This is a genomic window from Acidovorax sp. LjRoot204 (assembly GCF_056175785.1).
Genome location: NZ_JBGFFF010000028.1, coordinates 1 through 17038 on the forward strand (window position 1 = coordinate 1; position 17038 = coordinate 17038).

Annotated in this window: 16 protein-coding genes; 5 read left to right on the forward strand and 11 right to left on the reverse strand. The window is 65.5% G+C overall.

The genetic code is table 11. The features are described from left to right. Positions 1-363: helix-turn-helix domain-containing protein (locus tag AC04MI_RS07795; RefSeq protein ID WP_476497520.1), on the reverse strand; the 363-nt coding region annotated here is incomplete at its 3' end. Between the two features lie 259 nt (positions 364-622). On the opposite strand from AC04MI_RS07795, the gene pobA reads away from it, so the two are divergent. Continuing rightward, a complete protein-coding gene (gene pobA / locus AC04MI_RS07800) occupies positions 623-1807 on the forward strand; it encodes a 4-hydroxybenzoate 3-monooxygenase (RefSeq protein WP_436077626.1) in 1185 nt (394 codons plus the stop codon). A 37-nt stretch (positions 1808-1844) separates the two neighbouring features. Here the strand turns inward: pobA and AC04MI_RS07805 are convergent, their stop codons facing one another. The 5 genes from AC04MI_RS07805 to AC04MI_RS07825 all read right to left on the reverse strand — a co-directional run bounded on the left by AC04MI_RS07805 (position 1845) and on the right by AC04MI_RS07825 (position 6164). After that, positions 1845-2354, reverse strand: a complete 510-nt coding sequence (locus AC04MI_RS07805) for a c-type cytochrome (protein WP_436077625.1) — start codon at positions 2352-2354, stop codon at positions 1845-1847. Between the two features lie 41 nt (positions 2355-2395). Further along, positions 2396-3997: a bifunctional phosphoribosylaminoimidazolecarboxamide formyltransferase/IMP cyclohydrolase gene (gene purH / locus AC04MI_RS07810; RefSeq protein ID WP_476497521.1), complete on the reverse strand. Its 1602-nt coding sequence runs from the start codon at positions 3995-3997 to the stop codon at positions 2396-2398. A 95-nt stretch (positions 3998-4092) separates the two neighbouring features. Beyond that, complete coding sequence (locus AC04MI_RS07815) at positions 4093-4326, reverse strand: Fis family transcriptional regulator (RefSeq protein WP_015015597.1); 234 nt, start codon at positions 4324-4326, stop codon at positions 4093-4095. Continuing rightward, positions 4323-5369, reverse strand: a complete 1047-nt coding sequence (dusB, locus tag AC04MI_RS07820; RefSeq protein ID WP_192420427.1) for a tRNA dihydrouridine synthase DusB — start codon at positions 5367-5369, stop codon at positions 4323-4325. The genes AC04MI_RS07815 and dusB overlap by 4 nt, the downstream gene beginning before the upstream one ends. 210 nt (positions 5370-5579) lie before the next feature. Beyond that, positions 5580-6164: a M15 family metallopeptidase domain-containing protein gene (locus tag AC04MI_RS07825; protein ID WP_436077623.1), complete on the reverse strand. Its 585-nt coding sequence runs from the start codon at positions 6162-6164 to the stop codon at positions 5580-5582. A gap of 151 nt (positions 6165-6315) precedes the next feature. On the opposite strand from AC04MI_RS07825, the gene AC04MI_RS07830 reads away from it, so the two are divergent. Further along, positions 6316-6798, forward strand: a complete 483-nt coding sequence (locus AC04MI_RS07830; protein ID WP_108499043.1) for a YqaA family protein — start codon at positions 6316-6318, stop codon at positions 6796-6798. Between the two features lie 22 nt (positions 6799-6820). Here AC04MI_RS07830 and AC04MI_RS07835 read toward each other — a convergent pair whose 3' ends face one another. The 5 genes from AC04MI_RS07835 to AC04MI_RS07855 form a co-directional block, all read right to left on the reverse strand. After that, on the reverse strand, positions 6821-8461 hold the full coding sequence (locus tag AC04MI_RS07835; RefSeq protein WP_436077622.1) for a bifunctional aminoglycoside phosphotransferase/ATP-binding protein: 1641 nt from the start codon (positions 8459-8461) through the stop codon (positions 6821-6823). A gap of 167 nt (positions 8462-8628) precedes the next feature. Next, positions 8629-9870 carry a GGDEF domain-containing protein gene (locus AC04MI_RS07840; RefSeq protein WP_108499042.1) on the reverse strand — a complete coding sequence of 414 codons (1242 nt, stop codon included), beginning with the start codon at positions 9868-9870 and terminating at the stop codon, positions 8629-8631. Between the two features lie 153 nt (positions 9871-10023). Beyond that, a complete protein-coding gene (gene rarD, locus AC04MI_RS07845; RefSeq protein WP_121942072.1) occupies positions 10024-10902 on the reverse strand; it encodes an EamA family transporter RarD in 879 nt (292 codons plus the stop codon). 153 nt (positions 10903-11055) lie between these two features. Then, positions 11056-12150, reverse strand: coding sequence for a redox-regulated ATPase YchF (gene ychF / locus AC04MI_RS07850; protein ID WP_476497522.1), 1095 nt, complete (start codon positions 12148-12150; stop codon positions 11056-11058). An 85-nt stretch (positions 12151-12235) separates the two neighbouring features. Further along, positions 12236-13108: an MOSC domain-containing protein gene (locus tag AC04MI_RS07855; protein ID WP_476497524.1), complete on the reverse strand. Its 873-nt coding sequence runs from the start codon at positions 13106-13108 to the stop codon at positions 12236-12238. 92 nt (positions 13109-13200) lie between these two features. Between AC04MI_RS07855 and AC04MI_RS07860 the strand changes: the two genes are divergently transcribed. From AC04MI_RS07860 to AC04MI_RS07870, 3 genes are read left to right on the forward strand one after another with little or no spacing between them, the layout of a single operon-like run. Beyond that, complete coding sequence (locus AC04MI_RS07860) at positions 13201-14343, forward strand: FAD-dependent monooxygenase (protein ID WP_288852993.1); 1143 nt, start codon at positions 13201-13203, stop codon at positions 14341-14343. 29 nt (positions 14344-14372) lie between these two features. Next, on the forward strand, positions 14373-15101 hold the full coding sequence (locus AC04MI_RS07865) for a DsbC family protein (RefSeq protein WP_436077620.1): 729 nt from the start codon (positions 14373-14375) through the stop codon (positions 15099-15101). Positions 15102-15157: 56 nt separating this feature from the next. Beyond that, positions 15158-16969 carry a M61 family metallopeptidase gene (locus AC04MI_RS07870; protein WP_476497526.1) on the forward strand — a complete coding sequence of 604 codons (1812 nt, stop codon included), beginning with the start codon at positions 15158-15160 and terminating at the stop codon, positions 16967-16969. Positions 16970-17038 lie beyond the last annotated feature (69 nt).

Consider the following 17038-nt stretch of genomic DNA (forward strand, 5'->3'; position numbering starts at 1 on the left):
GCGCGCCACGATCACCACCTCATCCCCATCCAGCACCACCGCCGAGAATGACTGCTGGGTCTGGGCTGCCAGCCGGTTCAGCGTGGGTTGCAGCACGCGCGGCAGCCGGGCAGACGCGAGGTAGCTGCCCGAAAACCGAAGCACCTTGGGCGCCAGCCAGAAGTAGCTGCCATCCGTCTCCAGATACCCCAGGTGCGCCAGGGTCAACAGGTGCCGCCGCGCCGCTGCCCGCGTGAGGCCGGTGCGCTGCGCCGCCAGTGTGGCGTTCAGACGCTGGCGCTCGGTGTCGAAACTCTCCAGCACGGCCATGCCTTTGGCCATGCCTTCGATGAAGTCTGCCTTGGCGATGGGAGTGGAAGCCATGGGGGTGACGGGTTGGGGACCGGGGGATTGAGCGGGGTTCGAACGCCGAGGTTACCGGGGCCCTGCAGCGACTCGGTGCACTCACCACCGGGCCTGACCACCCGCATCACCCTGGAGACTGCGCGATCATCGCACAAAGCATCGACTGATCGCACGCAATCGGCAGCGCCGGATATCGCTTTGATCTGGATCAACCTACGCTCAAGGCCACTGGTTTTCGGTATCCCCATCTCCCCCACCCCATTCCCAGAGGTTTCCCATGCGCACCCAGGTTGCCATCGTTGGTGCCGGCCCCGCCGGCCTGCTGCTCGGTCAGTTGCTTCACAAGTCCGGCGTTGACGCCGTCATCATCGAGCAGCGCAGCCCCGACTACGTGCTCGGCCGCATCCGCGCCGGGGTGCTGGAGAAGGTCTGCATGGACCTGCTGGACCAGGCGGGCGTGAGCGCCCGTGCCCATGCCGAGGGCCTGCCCCACGACGGCATCGAGCTGCTGTTCAAGGGCCAGCGCCACCGCATCGATCTGCACGAGCTGACCGGCGGCAGCCGCGTGACGGTGTACGGCCAGACCGAAGTCACGCGCGACCTGATGGATGCGCGCGCAGCGGCCGGCCTCACCACCGTGTACGACGCACAGAACGTGCAAGTGCAAGACTTTGACGGCCAGCACCCACGCGTGACGTACGAAAAGGACGGCCAGACCCACGAGCTGGCGTGTGACTTCATCGCGGGCTGCGACGGCTACCACGGCGTGTGCCGCGCCAGCGCACCGGCCGACCTGCTCAAGACCTATGAGCGCGTGTACCCCTTTGGCTGGCTGGGTGTGCTGGCCGATGTGCCACCGGTGTCGCACGAACTCATCTATGCCAACACCGAACGCGGGTTTGCGCTGTGCAGCATGCGCAGCGCCACGCGCAGCCGCTACTACGTGCAGGTGCCTACGACTGACAAGGTCGAGAACTGGACCATCGACCAGTTCTGGACCGAGCTGGGCAACCGCCTGGACCCCGAGGCCCGCGCCAATCTGGTGACCGGCCCCGCTCTGGAGATGAGCATCGCCCCGCTGCGCAGCTTTGTGGCCGAGCCCATGCGCTTTGGCCGCATGTTCCTGGCCGGTGATGCTGCCCACATCGTGCCACCCACGGGCGCCAAGGGCCTGAACCTGGCCGCCAGCGACGTGGGTTATCTGTGGACCGCGCTGACCGAGTTCTACAAAGAAAAGTCAGCCGTTGGCATCGACACCTACTCCGACCGCTGCCTGCGCCGTGTGTGGCGTGCCGAGCGCTTCTCCTGGTGGTTCACTTCGCTGATGCACCGCTTTCCGGAAACCGGCGAGTTCGGCCAGAAGATCCAGGAAGCGGAGCTGGACTACCTGGTGCACTCTCGTGCGGCCTCGGTGTCGCTGGCGGAAAACTATGTGGGCCTGCCGATGAACTTTGGGGCCTGAGCCCCAGCAGGCCTCCAGACCCGGCCGCCATCGCCATTCAGCGGGCGGCGGATGCGGGCTCTGCGGCCGACGCGCCCTGTGCCGCTGCGGTCGGCACCGGCAGCGACACCAGCCACTGCGCCATCTCGCGCGCCTGGGCTTCCGTGACTTGCAGGTGGCGCGGCATCAAGGTGCGGCCCCACTCGCCCACACTGCCGTTGCGGATCTTGCCGGCCAGGTAATCGACTGCGTCGGCGCGGTCACGGTACCGCGCTGCTACCTGCTGGAACGACGGGCCTACGTAGTAGCGCTCCATGCCATGGCAGCGCAGGCAATCGGATGCCTCCACCAGGCGAAGTCCGGCCGGTGCGGAGGGCGGTGAGGCAGCGCTGCCTTCTAACCCGCCTGCACCCGACGCGCCCTCAGCGGCACTCGCAGCGCCCGGCCCCGGCTGCAGCATGCGCCAGCCCAGGTTGAGCATGCCCAGCACCACCAGTGCCATGAACACCATCAGTGCCCACCCCAGCCAGCGGGGCCGGGGCGGCGGGGTCTCATCGTCGCGGTGCATGCGCGCGCACCGCCGCGAGCCCCGTCGCGATACCCATCATCTCAGTGGCGGAAGTGGCGCACACCGCTGAAGACCATGGCCACGCCACGCTCGTTGGCGGCGTCGATCACTTCGTTGTCGCGCATCGAACCACCGGGCTGGATCACGCAGGTAGCGCCCGCATCAACCACCACGTCCAGGCCGTCGCGGAAGGGGAAGAAGGCGTCGCTCGCTACGACCGTGCCTTGCAAGGTCAGGCCTGCGTGGCCTGCCTTGATGCTGGCGATGCGGGCCGAGTCCAGGCGGCTCATCTGGCCCGCACCCACGCCCATGGTCATGCCGCCCTTGCAGAAGACGATGGCGTTGCTCTTGACGTACTTGGCGACCTTCCAGGCGAACAGCAGGTCTTCCATTTCTTCCAGCGTGGGCTGCTTCTTCGTCACGACCTTGAGGTCGATGAGCGACAGCTCGTGGTTGTCAGCGGTCTGCAGCAGCAGGCCCGAGCCAATGCGCTTGGCATCCATGGCGTTACGGCCGCGTTCCCAGTCGGTCTTGCCACCGTGTGCGGGCAACGCGATCTTGAGCAGACGCACATTGGCTTTGGCCTTGAAGATCTCCAGCGCCTCGGCGGTGAAGTCGGGGGCCATCAGCACCTCCACAAACTGTTTGCTCACCTGGGCCGCCGCCTGGCCGTCCACCACGCGGTTGAAGGCGATGATGCCGCCGAAGGCGCTGGTGGGGTCGGTCTGGAAGGCCTTGCTGTAGGCGCTCAGCGCGTCCAGGCCCACGGCCACGCCGCAGGGGTTGGCGTGCTTGACGATCACGCAGGCGGCCGCTTCAAAGCTCTTTACGCATTCCCAGGCGGCATCGGCGTCGGCGATGTTGTTGTACGAAAGCTCCTTGCCCTGCAGCTGCACGCCGGTGACCAGGGAGCCGGGCGCGGGGTGCAGGTCGCGGTACAGCGCGGCCTGCTGGTGGCTGTTTTCGCCGTAGCGCAGGTCCTGCACCTTGGTGAAGATGCCGTTACTCTGGCCGGGGAACTGGGTGCGCGTGGGCACGTAGCTTTCCGACAGTTTTTCTTCTTCGAACGTGACGGACGAGAGGTAGTCGCTGATGGCGCCGTCGTACTGCGCGATGCGGTTGAACGCGGCCACCGACAGCGCAAAGCGCAGCTTGTCGCTCAACTTGCCACCGGCCTTCAGCTCGGCCAGCACGGCGTCGTACTGGTCGGCCGAGGTGATCACGCCCACGTCCTTCCAGTTCTTGGCMGCGCTGCGCACCATGGCSGGKCCGCCGATGTCGATGTTCTCGATSGCGTCKKCSAGCGTGCAGCCGGCCTTGGCCACSGTGGCTTCRAASGGRTASAGRTTSACCACCAGCAGGTCGATGGTGTCGATGCCGTGCTCCTTCAATGCCGCCATGTGTTCGGGCAGCTCGCGGCGGGCCAGCAGGCCGCCGTGCACCTTGGGGTGCAGCGTCTTCACGCGGCCGTCCAGCATCTCGGGGAACTGGGTGACTTCGGCCACYTCGGTCACGGGCAGGCCCTTGTCGGCCAGCAGCTTGGCSGTGCCGCCGGTGGACAGCAGCTTGATGCCCAGCGCRTGCAGCGCTTGCGCGAATTCGACGATGCCGGTCTTGTCAGAGACGGAGAGAAGTGCGTTCATGGTGGTGGTGCGGAGGTTTTGAATAAAAACGGGCTGTAGCGCTAGTGCATCATGCTCAAGCAGCTACAAAATAAATAGCAATCAGACAGACTTGGTCAGAGCAGCTTGTGCTCGACCAGCTTCTTGCGCAGGGTGTTGCGGTTCAGGCCCAGCCATTCGGCGGCGCGCGACTGGTTGTTGTCGGCCTGCTGCATCACGACTTCCAGCAGTGGCCTTTCGACCACACGCACCAGCATGTCGTACATGCCATCGGGCGTCTCGCCGCCCAGGTCGCGAAAGTAGCCCTGCAGGCTTTCGCGCACGCATTCTTCGATGTGTTTCTTGCTCATGCAACCAATCCCTCTTGTTCTTCTGTGTCGGCATCCACGTCGGTGGCGGCAGGCAGCCGGTCCATCTGTTGGCCCAGGGCGTCCAGGTAGTCGGCCACGGCCTGCCACTGTGTGGTGCAGTCTTCGATCGTATTGATATGTGCCCGCAAGGCCTCGCCGCCCGGCAGCGCGCGCAGGTACCAGGCAATGTGCTTGCGCGCACTGCGCACGCCGGTCAGCTCGCCATACAGGCTGTAGTGGTCTTGCAGGTGGTCCAGCAGCAGGCGCCGCACCTCGGCCACCAGCGGTGGTGCCAGGTATTCGCCCGTGGCCAGAAAGTGGCCGATCTCGCGGAAGATCCATGGCCGGCCCTGTGCGGCGCGGCCGATCATGATCGCGTCGGCACCGGTGGCGGCGAGCACGTCGCGCGCCTTCTCGGGCGAGGTGATGTCGCCGTTGGCCACCACAGGCACCTTCACCGCCGCCTTGACGGCGGCAATGGTGTCGTACTCCGCATGGCCCTTGTAGCCCTGCTCGCGCGTGCGGCCGTGCACGGTGAGCATCTGGATGCCCACGCTTTCGAACTGCCGCGCCAATGCCACGGCGTTCTTGTGCTCCTGGCACCAGCCGGTGCGCATCTTCAGCGTGACAGGCACGTTGAAAGGAGCGCAGGCCTCGACCACCGCAGCGGCGATCTCCACCGCCAGCGCCTCGTTTTGCATCAGGGCGGAGCCCGCCCATTTGTTGCAGACCTTCTTGGCCGGGCAGCCCATGTTGATGTCGATGATCTGCGCGCCGCGTTCCACGTTGTAGACCGCAGCCTCGGCCATCATCGGTGCATCGGTGCCGGCGATCTGCACGGCAATGGGCCCAGGCTCCCCTTCATGGTTGGCCCGGCGCGAGGTCTTGAGGCTGTTCCACAAATCCTTGCGCGAGGTCACCATCTCGCTCACCGCATAGCCCGCACCCAGCGCCTTGCACAGCTGGCGGAACGGCCGGTCCGTGACGCCCGCCATCGGGGCGACGAACAACCGGTTCGCCAAAGGAATGTGGCCAATTTGCATGGGCGGGGATAGGGAGGGGGAGGCAGCAACAGATGCTGAAAAAGGAGGCGGGATTGTACCTGCTCAAAATTTCAGCAACTGAAATGGAGCACACACCGTATCTATCTGCCGGTCGGGCTCCATTGAGTCAGCCCACTGGACGCTTCCCTCGCCCCCCACTCGGGCCCTGTGGCGCAAGCTCCGCAGCGTCTCAACGCGCCGAGTGCAGGTTCACCGTGCGGCGAGATCGGTGTCTGCAGCCTGTGCGGGCGGCACACCCCGCTGCGCGAAATGCCACCAGGCATCCGGCAGGTTGTCGAACTGGTGGCGCGCCATGAGCTCCCGCAGCCACTGGCGGTTGTGCAGCACGTCCGGGGAGAAACCGCTGGCGCCCGCCGCCGCCTCCGAGCGCGCAGCGCCCGCCGGAGTGCCCATGTCCACGGCCTGCCCATCGGCCAGCGGCCCGCGCACCACCTTGTGGGCCTTGGTGCCATCCACCACCTGCACCTGCACCACCCAGCCACCGCTGACGGTGTTGCAGGTGGCCTGCAGCGCCATGCCCTGGGATTGCAGCTCGCGGCCAATGCGCTCCAGCGCCGGCCGTGCGGTGGGCGCCCTGTCGCAAGGCGCTATCGCGGTGTGCTCCCACAGGCTTGGACCTCCTTGCAGTCCAGGGCTGGGTACGGCAGCCTGCGGGCTGTGCACGCAGGCCGCCAGCAACAGGGCCATGGCGGCCGAAGACCAGCGGGTCGCGGGCGGCAAAGCAACCGAGGGGTTCAAGCGGCGCGGTTGGGACGTTGTGGGCAATACCGGCATGGGCGACCTCCTGGGGTTGTCATTCAGGGCCAATGTGTTTTCACGATACAAAAGACGCTGCAACCCAGCCATGCGCCGATGGCGCGCTCCCCTGTAGGACAGATCCCCCTGGGGCACATGGAGCCCCACCCGCCCCCTACACTCGGCGGCTATGGAAATCTGGATGCACCAGCTGCTCGAATGGCTGGCCCTGCCGCAATTCGGACTCAGCACAGTCTTTGTGGTGTCTTTTGTCTCGGCCACGCTGCTGCCGCTGGGCTCTGAGCCAGCTGTGTTCGGTCTCATCAAGCTCAACCCCGACCTGTTCTGGCCCGCCATCGTCGTGGCCACCCTCGGCAACACCCTGGGCGGCGGCGTGAGCTGGTGGATGGGCCTGGGTGCGCACAAGGCGGTGGACAAGGCGCGCGGCAATGCCACCGAGGTGCGGGCACTGAGCTGGCTCAAGCGCTTTGGCGCGCGGGCCTGCCTCTTGAGCTGGCTGCCGGTCGTGGGCGACCCGCTGTGCGCGGTGGCCGGCTGGCTCAAGCTGCCGTTCTGGCAATGTCTGGCCTATATGGCCGTGGGCAAGTTCCTGCGCTACCTCGTGATGACGAGCGTGCTGCTGTACTTCATGCCCGGCCACCTGGCCCCGTAGCGCCCCGCCGGTGCCACCGGGGTCAGTGTGGCAGCAGACGGTCCCAGTCCACGGGCACCGTGGTGTCCACGTGCAGCGTGATGGCCTCTTCGTGAGGCTGCAGGGGGTGGGCGCGGGCCCACTGGGCGTCCAGCACCGCCACGTCCGCCTCTGACGCACCGCCTCCGGCCAGCGCGCGCTGGCGGACGCGCTCGCGCAGCACCGGCAGGGGGGCCTCGAACGACAGAATGTGGCAGGGCACTTGCGCGGCAGCGGCCAGCTCCAGGAAAAGTGCACGGGCATCACGGTCCAGCAAGGTGGCATCCACAATCACGGAGTAGCCTGCCGCCAGCACCTCGCGCGCCACTTGCGCCAGCCGCTGGTGCGTGCGCAGTGTGGCCTCTGCGGTGTAGATGCCGCCCGGTATCCCGTCGCTGGCAGCATCCGGCGCCAGGCCAAACAGGCGCTTGCGCTCCACATCGGCCCGCACACGCACCATGCCACGCTGGCACGCCAAGGCCAGCGCATGGGTGCTCTTGCCCGCGCCCGAAAAGCCATGGGCCAGCCACAAGCTGGCAGAGCACGCCGTGGACCAGCGTGCAGGCCGTTGTCCTGCAAAGCCTGCCGCCAGCTCCAGATATCCCTCCACGGTTTGTGCAGCGTGCCCGCTGCCACTGCCGCCACCGGTGGGGTCCATCCGCAGGGCTGCAACCCGCGCCCGCACCAGGGCACGGTAGCAGCCGTAGTAACGCAACACCACCAGGCCTGCATAGTCCCCGGTGTGTTCGAGCCACCGGTTCAAGAACCGCCAGGCCAGATCCGCCCGACCATGGGCCGCGAGGTCCATCACCGCAAAGGCGATGTCAGCCACGCAGTCGATCCAGCGCAAGGCGGGGCTGAACTCCAGGGCGTCGAACAGCTGGGCCTCACCATCGATGAGCGCAATGTTGGCCAGGTGCAAATCGCCATGGCACTCGCGCACCCGACCGGCTGCCCGGCGCGCCTCGAACGTGGGGGCCAGGGCCTGCCCCTCATGCTGGCACCAGCTGGTCACCTGCGCCAGCAATGGCCCCTGACCAGGCAGTGCGCCTGCCACGGAGGGGAGCAGAGCCGCCAGGCAGTCACCCACCGGCGCTTGCACCGCCGCTGCGGTGCCCCAGGTGGTGGCGCCTGCGGCGACGGCGGCCGTGGCATGAAACTGCGCCACATGGCGCGCCAGCTGGTCGATCTGCGCAGGTGAAACACGATGTGCGTCCAATGCGGTAGCAAGCAGTGCCTCCTGGGCAAAACGCCGCATCCACACGGCGGGCTCGGCGCCTGGTGGAGCGCCTTGCCAGGGCACCACCCGCAGCGTGGCAGGAGCATCTTTTGCCGCATCGCTCACCAAGCCGACAACGCCCAGGTAAAGGCCCGGCGCCGTCCGGCGGTTGATGCGCAGCTCTTCCTCGCAGGCCGCATGCCGTAGCGCCCGCGTGCTGAAGTCCAGAAAATCCAGCTGCAGTGGCTTTTTGAACTTGTAGGCGAAGTCACCGGCCAGCAGCACCCACGAGATGTGGGTTTCTATACATTCCACGGGCTCCATCGGGTCTACCGGATGCGGGAAAGCCTGTGGTTGCTGCTGCAGCATGCGCACGCGCTGCTGGGCAGTGGCGAATTCGGCCGACAGGTCAGTGGATGGGGACATGGAACGGACGCGGGGCCTGGGCTTCGGCACCCACGCGCCGGCGCAGCACGGTGCGATGCCACCCAACGCGCAAGTGGGAACAGACCCTCAGTGTGGGCGCCGCAGGCCGCTTGTCAACCCGATCAGCACAAACGATAGCCGGCACACCGCCAGCCAATGGCCAGAAACTACAAGAAAGCGTGGCCGCTGGGGATCGACAGGTCCGACAGCTGAGAGTCGCCTTTGGCGATGGGCTCCTCGACCACCACCTGGTTGCGCCCACCCTCCTTGGCCATGTACATGGCAGTGTCCGCCCGCGAGAAGAACTCCAGCACCGACTCGCCCAGCACATACTGGGTCACACCGATGGACACCGTCACGCGGCCTTTGAGCAGGCCCGTCCAGGCGTGCGACTCGACCTGGGCCCGAATGCGTTCGCAGGTGTTGAGCGAGGGCAGCAACGAAGTCGCCGGGAAGATCAGCAAGAACTCCTCGCCACCGTAGCGCCCAAACACGTCGCCACCGCGCACGCCCTGCTGCGCAATGCGCGCAAAGGTGCGCAACACCTCGTCGCCCCCCAGGTGACCCAGCTCGTCATTGATGCGTTTGAAATGGTCAATGTCCAGCACGGCCAGGCACAGCGGAATCCCGCTTTCGTCGGCCAGCTGCTTTTGCTCTTCAAGCGCCGCCAAGATGTAGCGGCGGTTGAAACAGCCCAGCAAAGTGTCGCGCTGCGCATCTTCCTGGATGTTCTTGATCTTGCGGCTGGCCTGGTAGAGGCTGCGGTACAGCCGCTGCACGCGGCCCATGAGCACGATGAACGCAGGTACCGATACAGCCAGCGCCAGCAGGTGCATCAGCTCCAGCCGCAGCAGGGCGTCGTTGCCCTGCTCTGCGTAGTGCGCGGCTGCCACTGCCGCATAAGCGCACAACACCCCGGCCGTCAGCACCAGCAACGTGCGCCGGGGTACGGTAAAGATGCCGTAAGCCACTGCCACAAACATGAAGGGGGCCAACAGAATCTGCGTGACAGGCTCCAGGTAGAACAACCCCAGCATGCCGCAGATGGAAGCCACCACGATGCCCAGCTTGAGATGGCGCAGCCGCAGTTTGTGGTGCAGGCCCAAACGGAACAAGGCACCAAACACCGCGAAGCCCGCCGTCGTCAGACCGGCCAGCACCCACAGCACCTGGACCCCCACCACGCCCAACGCATAGAACCCCAGCAGGGCCAGGGCGTACAGGCCAATGAGCCCCGCCACAGCCCACCACTTGGACTGCGCACTGCGCTCTCCCCGGGGGCCAAAGCCATCCAGCGCGCGCCGTCCAGGTCGCACAGCGACTGAAGACGAATCGTCGAACTCCAGCACGGCATCGGTCAACGGGAAGGCATCCGTCGCCGAAAACAGGTTTTTGCGTCCAAAAAGCATGTGGTGGCGGGCTCTGGCCTGGATATGTGGGTGGGCGGTGCAGCAACACACGCGCAGCACCCGTCAGACAAATCGCAGGATCTTACGCGTGGCTGACAGAATCGAACTGCGCGTTTTCCAGTAGCCCAGGCGACAGGGACCGCCCCTGGCGGTTCAGGCCACCGCCATCCGCTGACGCGTCCACCAGCCCTCCACGCTGTACACCAGCAGCGCGGCCCAGATCAAAACAAAACCCACCAGCCGCGCGGGCTGAAAGGCCTCGTGGTACACCCACACCCCCAGCGCAAACTGGAGGCTGGGCGAGATGTATTGCAGGATGCCCAGCGTGGACATGGGAATGCGCCGCGCGCCAGCGGCAAACAGCAGCAAAGGTACGGCCGTCATGGGCCCGGCCAACAGCAGCCAACCCACAGTAGACGCATCGCCCTGCACCAGAGCGCCCTGTCCTTGCCAGCTCCACCAGGCCAGCACCACTGCCGCCACCGGCGCCAGCATCAGGGTCTCCAAGGTAAGCCCCTCCAGCGCGCCCAGCACCGCTACCTTGCGCAGCAGGCCATAGAAGCCAAAGGTCAGTGCCAGCACCAGCGCGATCCAGGGCAGGCGCCCTGCCTGCACGGCCAGCCACAGCACACCGGCCGCAGCCACCGCCACGGCCAGCCACTGCCCGGGCCGGGGGCGCTCGCGCAGGAACACGAAGCCCAGCGCCACGTTCACCAGTGGCAAGATGAAATACCCCAGACTGGCATCGACCACATGGTGGTTCTGCACCGCCCACACGTAGGTCAGCCAGTTGCCCGACAACAGCACGGCCGACAATGCAAATGCGCCGAGCACCCGCGGCTGGCGCACCACAGATGCCATCCACGCCCATTGCCTGCGCACGGCCAGCAGCCCCAGCACCACGGCCAGCGACCACAGCGTGCGGTGCATCACCACCTCCAGCGAGGGTACATCGGCCACCTGCTTGAAGTACAACGGGAACAGCCCCCAGGCAACATAGGCCAGGGCAGCGTAGAGGATTCCTGTATTCATGCGTGAAAAACCATCAAAGAGTGAACAAAGGCATGGCCTTACCCGGGTTGCTCTGGAGCGGGAAGGCGCCAGAAAAAATCCCTGCCCGCCCGGGGGCAGACAGGGATGACGGGCAACACAGCGCACGCAGGCCCCGAGGAGCCTGCAGCAGGGTCAGACGTTGAACAGGAAGTTCAGCACGTCACCATCCTTGACCACGTACTCCTTGCCTTCGGCACGCATCTTGCCGGCATCCTTGGCGCCCTGCTCGCCCTTGTAGGCAATGAAGTCCTCGAAGGCGATCGTCTGCGCACGGATGAAGCCGCGCTCGAAGTCGCCGTGGATCACACCAGCAGCCTGGGGCGCGGTGTCGCCAATGTGGATGGTCCAGGCGCGCACCTCCTTCACGCCAGCGGTGAAGTAGGTCTGCAGGCCCAGCAGCTTGAAGGCGCCACGGATCAGGCGCGCCAGGCCTGGTTCTGTCTGCCCCATTTCGGCCAGGAACATGTCGCGGTCTTCGTCGCTCATCTCGGCCATCTCGGCCTCCATCTTGGCGCAGATGGCAACCACGGGCGCATTCTGGCTGGCAGCATAGTCCTTGAGGCGGTCCAGGAACGGGTTGTTCTCGAAGCCGTCTTCACTCACGTTGCCCACGAACATCGCGGGCTTGGCCGTGATCAGGCACAGGGACTTGAGCAGCGGCTGCTCTTCCTTGGTGATTTCGACCGAGCGGGCAGGCTTGCCTTCGTTGAGTGCGGCCTGGATGCGGGTGAGCAGCGCCACCAGCTTGGCGGCATCCTTGTCGTTGCCCGACTTGGCAGCCTTGGTGTATCGGTTCAGGGCTTTCTCGACCGTGCCCAGGTCAGCCAGGCACAGCTCGGTCTGGATCACCTCGATGTCGGAGATCGGGTCSACSYGGCCSGCCACRTGGATCACGTTSTCGTCKTCRAAGCAGCGCACSACGTTCACGRTGGCGTCGGTTTCRCGGATGTGGGCCAGGAACTGGTTGCCCAGGCCTTCACCCTGGCTGGCGCCAGCCACCAGGCCGGCAATGTCCACAAACTCAACGATGGCGGGAACGATGCGCTCGGGCGAGATGATCTGGGCCAGCTGCTGGAGGCGGGGGTCAGGCACCTCCACCACGCCCACGTTGGGCTCGATGGTGCAGAAGGGATAGTTCTCGGCGGCAATACCAGCCTTGGTCARCGCRTTGAAAAGGGTGGACTTGCCGACRTTGGGCAGGCCSACGATGCCGCATTGGAGGCTCATGGCAGGGCTTTCTGGTGTTCTGGAGACAAACCGCCGATTTTACGGGCGCGCCCAGTGCCCAGTGCTGATGGCCCAAATCAGACGGTCATTCAAACCGGAAATCGGCAGCAATGCGTTGCCCCACACGCAGCCACTGCCCTGCGCCGCTTCGCACGATGGCGTTCATGCCGAACGTGATGGCGCCGTCCAGCCGCTTATCCTGGCGGTAGGTGCGCAGGGTGTCGCCCACCGACGGATGGCTCTCGGCCGTGGCCGGGTCGATGTCGGGGATGGGGCATCGCGCGCAGGGCTTCACCGGTTGCATGTGGACGTCGGCGGTGCCATCACCCTCCACATGGATCAGATCCACGCGGTCCTCGTCGTGGGCATCCACCCCCGCCAACACCACGTTGGGCCGGAACCGCTCCATGCCCACCGCGCCGTGGCCGCCGGCCGTGAGCCGTGCGTTGAGATCCTTCAGGGATGCCTCACTGGTCACCAGCAGCGGAAACCCGTCAGCAAACTGGTTGGGAGCTTCCATGCCATCCRTCCACTCCAGGCTGGACAGCCGCCGATGTTCCGGGTCAAACCGCACCAGGCGGCAGGGCTGCCCCAGAAAGTCGCTGAACCACTGGGCCGCCACAGGGCCCATGTCCCACGCAGGCACCGTGTCGCGCCAGACGGTCACCGTGGCCGGAGCTTCCACCGCATCGATCGCCACATGCAATGCCAGCATGCCCGGAGCCCGCAGCACCATTTCGTCACTCTTGAGCTGGGGCCGGATCAGCGCCATGCGGGGCAGGCTGCGCTGGGTGAGGAACATGCCCTGTGCGTCCACCACCATCCAGGCGCGGTCCAGATCCAGCCCGGTCTCGGTAAGCAGCGCCTGCTGCACCTCGATGCCCGCACAGGATTTGACGGGATACACAAACAGCCGCGCAATGGTGCCGGACAGATCAGACTCGGAAGGGAAGCTCACGCCAAGTGCTCCTGAAGAAGGGTGCCAGAAAGGCCAGACCGCAATTCTGCCCTGTCATTACAGGGGGTAAGACCCCTCCTACAATGCCTGTCATGGCCCCAACCTTTGATATCTGTATTCGTGGCACCGGCATCGTGGGCCGAACCCTGGCCTTGTTGCTGGCACGGGAACGACTGAGGGTGGCCCTGGTACCAGCCCCGGCTCCACGCAGCGCGGCGGCCACTGATGTACGGGCCTATGCCCTGAATGCAGCGTCCCGTAGCCTGCTCGAATCGCTGCGCAGCTGGCCCGACGCCGAACACGCTACCGCCGTCAAGCACATGCAGGTGCAGGGCGATCAGGATGGCTGCGTGCATTTCGATGCCACCCCCCAGGGGGTAGAAGCCCTCGCCTGGATCGTGGATGTGCCGGCCCTGGAAGAGCGACTGGCACAGGCTGTGCGGTTTCAGCCATTGGTAGAGGTGGTGGATATCCCAGTGGCTGCGCCCCTGACCGTCGTGTGCGAAGGACGCGCCAGCACCACCCGGTCCGAGTTTGGCGTGCACTTTGACGTGACGCCCTATGCCCAGCACGCCATTGCCACACGGGTGCGCTGCGAACATCCGCATGCACAGGTCGCACGCCAGTGGTTTTTGCCACAAGGCATCCTGGCTTTTTTGCCGCTGGAGGGAGCCCAGGGGAACTCTGTGGCCGTGGTGTGGTCCGTCCCTGAGGAGCGGGTTTCCGCGCTGATGGCGTTGCCGGCCGACGCCTTTGCGCACGAGTTGCAGACGGCGAGCCAGCAGGCGCTCGGCAGCATTGCGCTCATTGCCGAGCGTGCCACTTGGCCGCTGCAGCTGGCCAAGGCAGACCGCTGGTGCGGTGCTGCATCGACCAATGCGACCAATGGCCCAGCTACGCGCAGCTGGGTACTGGCAGGCGACGCGGCGCACAACGTGCATCCGCTGGCAGGGCAAGGGCTGAACCTGGGCTTGGCCGATGTGGCAGCCTTGGCCGATGTGCTGCGCACCCGCGACTACTGGCGCAGCGTCGCCGACCTGCGGCTGCTGCGGCGCTACGAACGCCAGCGAAAAGCGGCTCTGATAGCGATGGGCCTGGCCACCGACGGGTTGCAGCAACTGTTTGCACGCCCGGAGGCGCCCTGGCAAGCGCTGCGCAACTGGGGCATGAAGGGCTTTGAACACAGCGGCCTGCTGAAGGATTTTGTGGCCCGCCAGGCCATGGGGATGCGCTGAACGCGCGAGTTTGATTGAACGGGAACATGATGAAATTGACCACTGCTTTGCTGACCGTCGCGGCAGCCACTCTGAGCCTGTGCGCCACGGCGCAAGAGGACGTCATCCGCAAGGCATTGGCCGGGCGCATTCCTCAAATGGACAAGATCGACGAAGTGCGCCCCACACCCATGAAGGGCTTGTACGAAGTGCGCATTGGCACCGACCTGTTCTACACCGACGCCAAGGGCGACTATGTGATCCAGGGTGAACTCATCGACTCCAAGGCGCGCCGCAATCTGACCGAAGACCGCATCAGCAAACTCACAGCTGTCAACTTCTCGGCCCTGCCCCTGAAAGATGCCGTAACCATTGTGCGCGGCGACGGCAAGCGCAAGGTGGCCGTGTTCGAGGACCCCAACTGCGGCTACTGCAAGCGCTTTGAGCGCGACTTGCAGCAGATCAACAACGTGACGGTGTACCTGTTCCTGTACCCCATCCTGAGCCCGGATTCGGCCGAAAAGTCGCGCAACATCTGGTGTTCCAAGGACCAGGCCACGGCGTGGCAAGACCAGATGGTGCGTGACAAGCCCGCACCGGCGGCTAGCTGTGACACCAGCGCGCTGCAGCGCAACCTGGCCTTTGGCAAGAAGTACAAGATCACCGGCACCCCCACCCTGATTTTTGCCAATGGAACCCGCGTGCCTGGCGCCATAGGTGCCCAGGAAGTGGAAAAGCGCCTGGCCGAGGCCGCCAGCGATGCACCCTCCGCCAATTGATAGCCGCTGAACGCCCCTGACCGACGACCCCGCGCGGCCCTTGTGTCGCACACGCCATGCCCCTCTCACGCCAAGCCTCTGCTGCAGACATTCACTACCGCGTCGAACCCACAGACCTGCACGCACATCTGTTCACTGTGACGCTGACGGTGCAGCGGCCCGCGGCATCGCAAGAGCTGTCTCTGCCGGTCTGGATTCCAGGCAGCTACCTGGTGCGGGAGTTCTCCAAGAATCTGCAGGTTCTAACGGCTCGGCAAGGCCAACGCGCTTTGCAACCGGCCCAGCTGGACAAGCACCGCTGGCAAGTGCAATGCACGGAGCGCAAGCCCCTGGTGCTGACCTATCAGGTGTGCGCCTACGACAGCTCCGTACGCACCGCCTGGCTGGACACCTCGCGCGGCTTTTTCAACGGCACCAGTCTGTGCCTGCGCGTGCATGACCAGGAGAAACAGCCCCACACACTGGAACTGGCACGCACGGCGGCCACGGCGACCTGGGCTGCTGCCACCGGTCTAAGGCCCCTGGATGCCGACAAGCAAGGGTTTGGCCTGTACGCGGCGGCCGACTACGATGAACTGGTCGATTGCCCGGTGGAGTTGGGTAACTTCTGGGTGGGGCGCTTCAAGGCCTGCGGCATTGCCCACCAGTTTGTGGTGGCAGGTGCGGCTCCGTCGTTCGATGGCAAGCGCCTGCTGGCCGACACGCAGAAAATTTGTGAAACCGCCATCCGTTTCTGGCACCGCGAAGGCAAGGCGCCATTCAAAAGCTACGTCTTCATGCTCAACGCCGTGGGAGATGGTTATGGGGGACTGGAACACCGCAACTCCACGGCGCTGATCTGCGGGCGGCGTGACCTGCCCCGCCAGGGCGATGTGCGAGCCAGTGAGGGCTACACCACACTGCTGGGCCTCATCAGCCACGAATACTTTCACACCTGGAACGTCAAACGCCTGCGGCCTGCCGAGTTCACTAGCTACGACTATGCGCGAGAGAACTACACCGAGTTGCTGTGGTTCTTCGAGGGCTTCACSAGCTACTACGACGACYTGCTGCTGCGCCGCGCCGGGCTGCTCGACGACGCAACCTACCTCAAGCTCATCACCAAAACCATCAACCAGGTGCTGCAAACACCCGGCCGGTCGGTACAAACCGTGGCCCAGGCCAGTTTTGACGCGTGGGTGAAGTACTACCGACAGGACGAGAACACACCCAACACCACCGTCAGCTACTACACCAAGGGCKCKCTGGTGGCSCTGTGCCTGGACCTGGCCCTGCGGCGCGAGGGCAAAGCCACGCTGGACGATGTGATGCGCGCACTATGGGAGCGCTGCGCGGGCGGCCCAATGACCGAAGCGGATCTGCGCGCCGTGCTCCACGACCTGGCCGGCCGCCCATTCGACAAGGAACTGGCGCACTGGGTGCGCAGCACAGCCGATCTACCCCTGGAGGAGCTGCTGGCCGCCCACGGCGTGGCGCTCAAGGCCGACCGGCCGCAGCTGGCCCAGCGCCTGGGCCTGCGTGTGGCCGAGAACCACAGTGTGCAGATCAAGACCGTGCTGCGTGGCGGAGCCGCAGAGAAGGCAGGAATGTCTGCAGGCGACGAGTGGCTGGGCGTGGAAGTGCAGGGCCAGGGCTGGCGCATCAGCAAGCTCGACGACGTCACGTTCTACGCGGGCACCCACACCACCCTGCAGGCACTGGTGGCCCGCGACGGGCGACTCCAGCGCCTGTCCTTGGAGATACCACCGGTCCAGGCAGCTGGAGCCCCTGCCAAGGGCCGGCGCAACGCGACCGCCACATCCATGGCGCCAGACACCATCAGCCTGACGGTGACAGACGCCGCTGCAGCGGGACGCTGGCTGGCCTGACGGCAGCAAAGCCCCACTGCCTTGGGTATATTGCTGCAGCTTTCATAACCAACCATAACCCCCAGGAGA

What these genes read in the sequence shown, in the direction of transcription:
- pobA (WP_436077626.1), top strand. Translation starts at nt 623, where the DNA reads ATGCGCACCCAGGTTGCCATCGTTGGTGCCGGCCCCGCCGGCCTGCTG.
- AC04MI_RS07805 (WP_436077625.1), bottom strand. Translation starts at nt 2,354, where the DNA reads ATGCACCGCGACGATGAGACCCCGCCGCCCCGGCCCCGCTGGCTGGGG.
- AC04MI_RS07815 (WP_015015597.1), bottom strand. Translation starts at nt 4,326, where the DNA reads ATGAGCAAGAAACACATCGAAGAATGCGTGCGCGAAAGCCTGCAGGGC.
- dusB (WP_192420427.1), bottom strand. Translation starts at nt 5,369, where the DNA reads ATGCAAATTGGCCACATTCCTTTGGCGAACCGGTTGTTCGTCGCCCCG.
- AC04MI_RS07825 (WP_436077623.1), bottom strand. Translation starts at nt 6,164, where the DNA reads ATGCCGGTATTGCCCACAACGTCCCAACCGCGCCGCTTGAACCCCTCG.
- AC04MI_RS07830 (WP_108499043.1), top strand. Translation starts at nt 6,316, where the DNA reads ATGGAAATCTGGATGCACCAGCTGCTCGAATGGCTGGCCCTGCCGCAA.
- AC04MI_RS07835 (WP_436077622.1), bottom strand. Translation starts at nt 8,461, where the DNA reads ATGTCCCCATCCACTGACCTGTCGGCCGAATTCGCCACTGCCCAGCAG.
- AC04MI_RS07840 (WP_108499042.1), bottom strand. Translation starts at nt 9,870, where the DNA reads ATGCTTTTTGGACGCAAAAACCTGTTTTCGGCGACGGATGCCTTCCCG.
- rarD (WP_121942072.1), bottom strand. Translation starts at nt 10,902, where the DNA reads ATGAATACAGGAATCCTCTACGCTGCCCTGGCCTATGTTGCCTGGGGG.
- AC04MI_RS07860 (WP_288852993.1), top strand. Translation starts at nt 13,201, where the DNA reads ATGGCCCCAACCTTTGATATCTGTATTCGTGGCACCGGCATCGTGGGC.
- AC04MI_RS07865 (WP_436077620.1), top strand. Translation starts at nt 14,373, where the DNA reads ATGAAATTGACCACTGCTTTGCTGACCGTCGCGGCAGCCACTCTGAGC.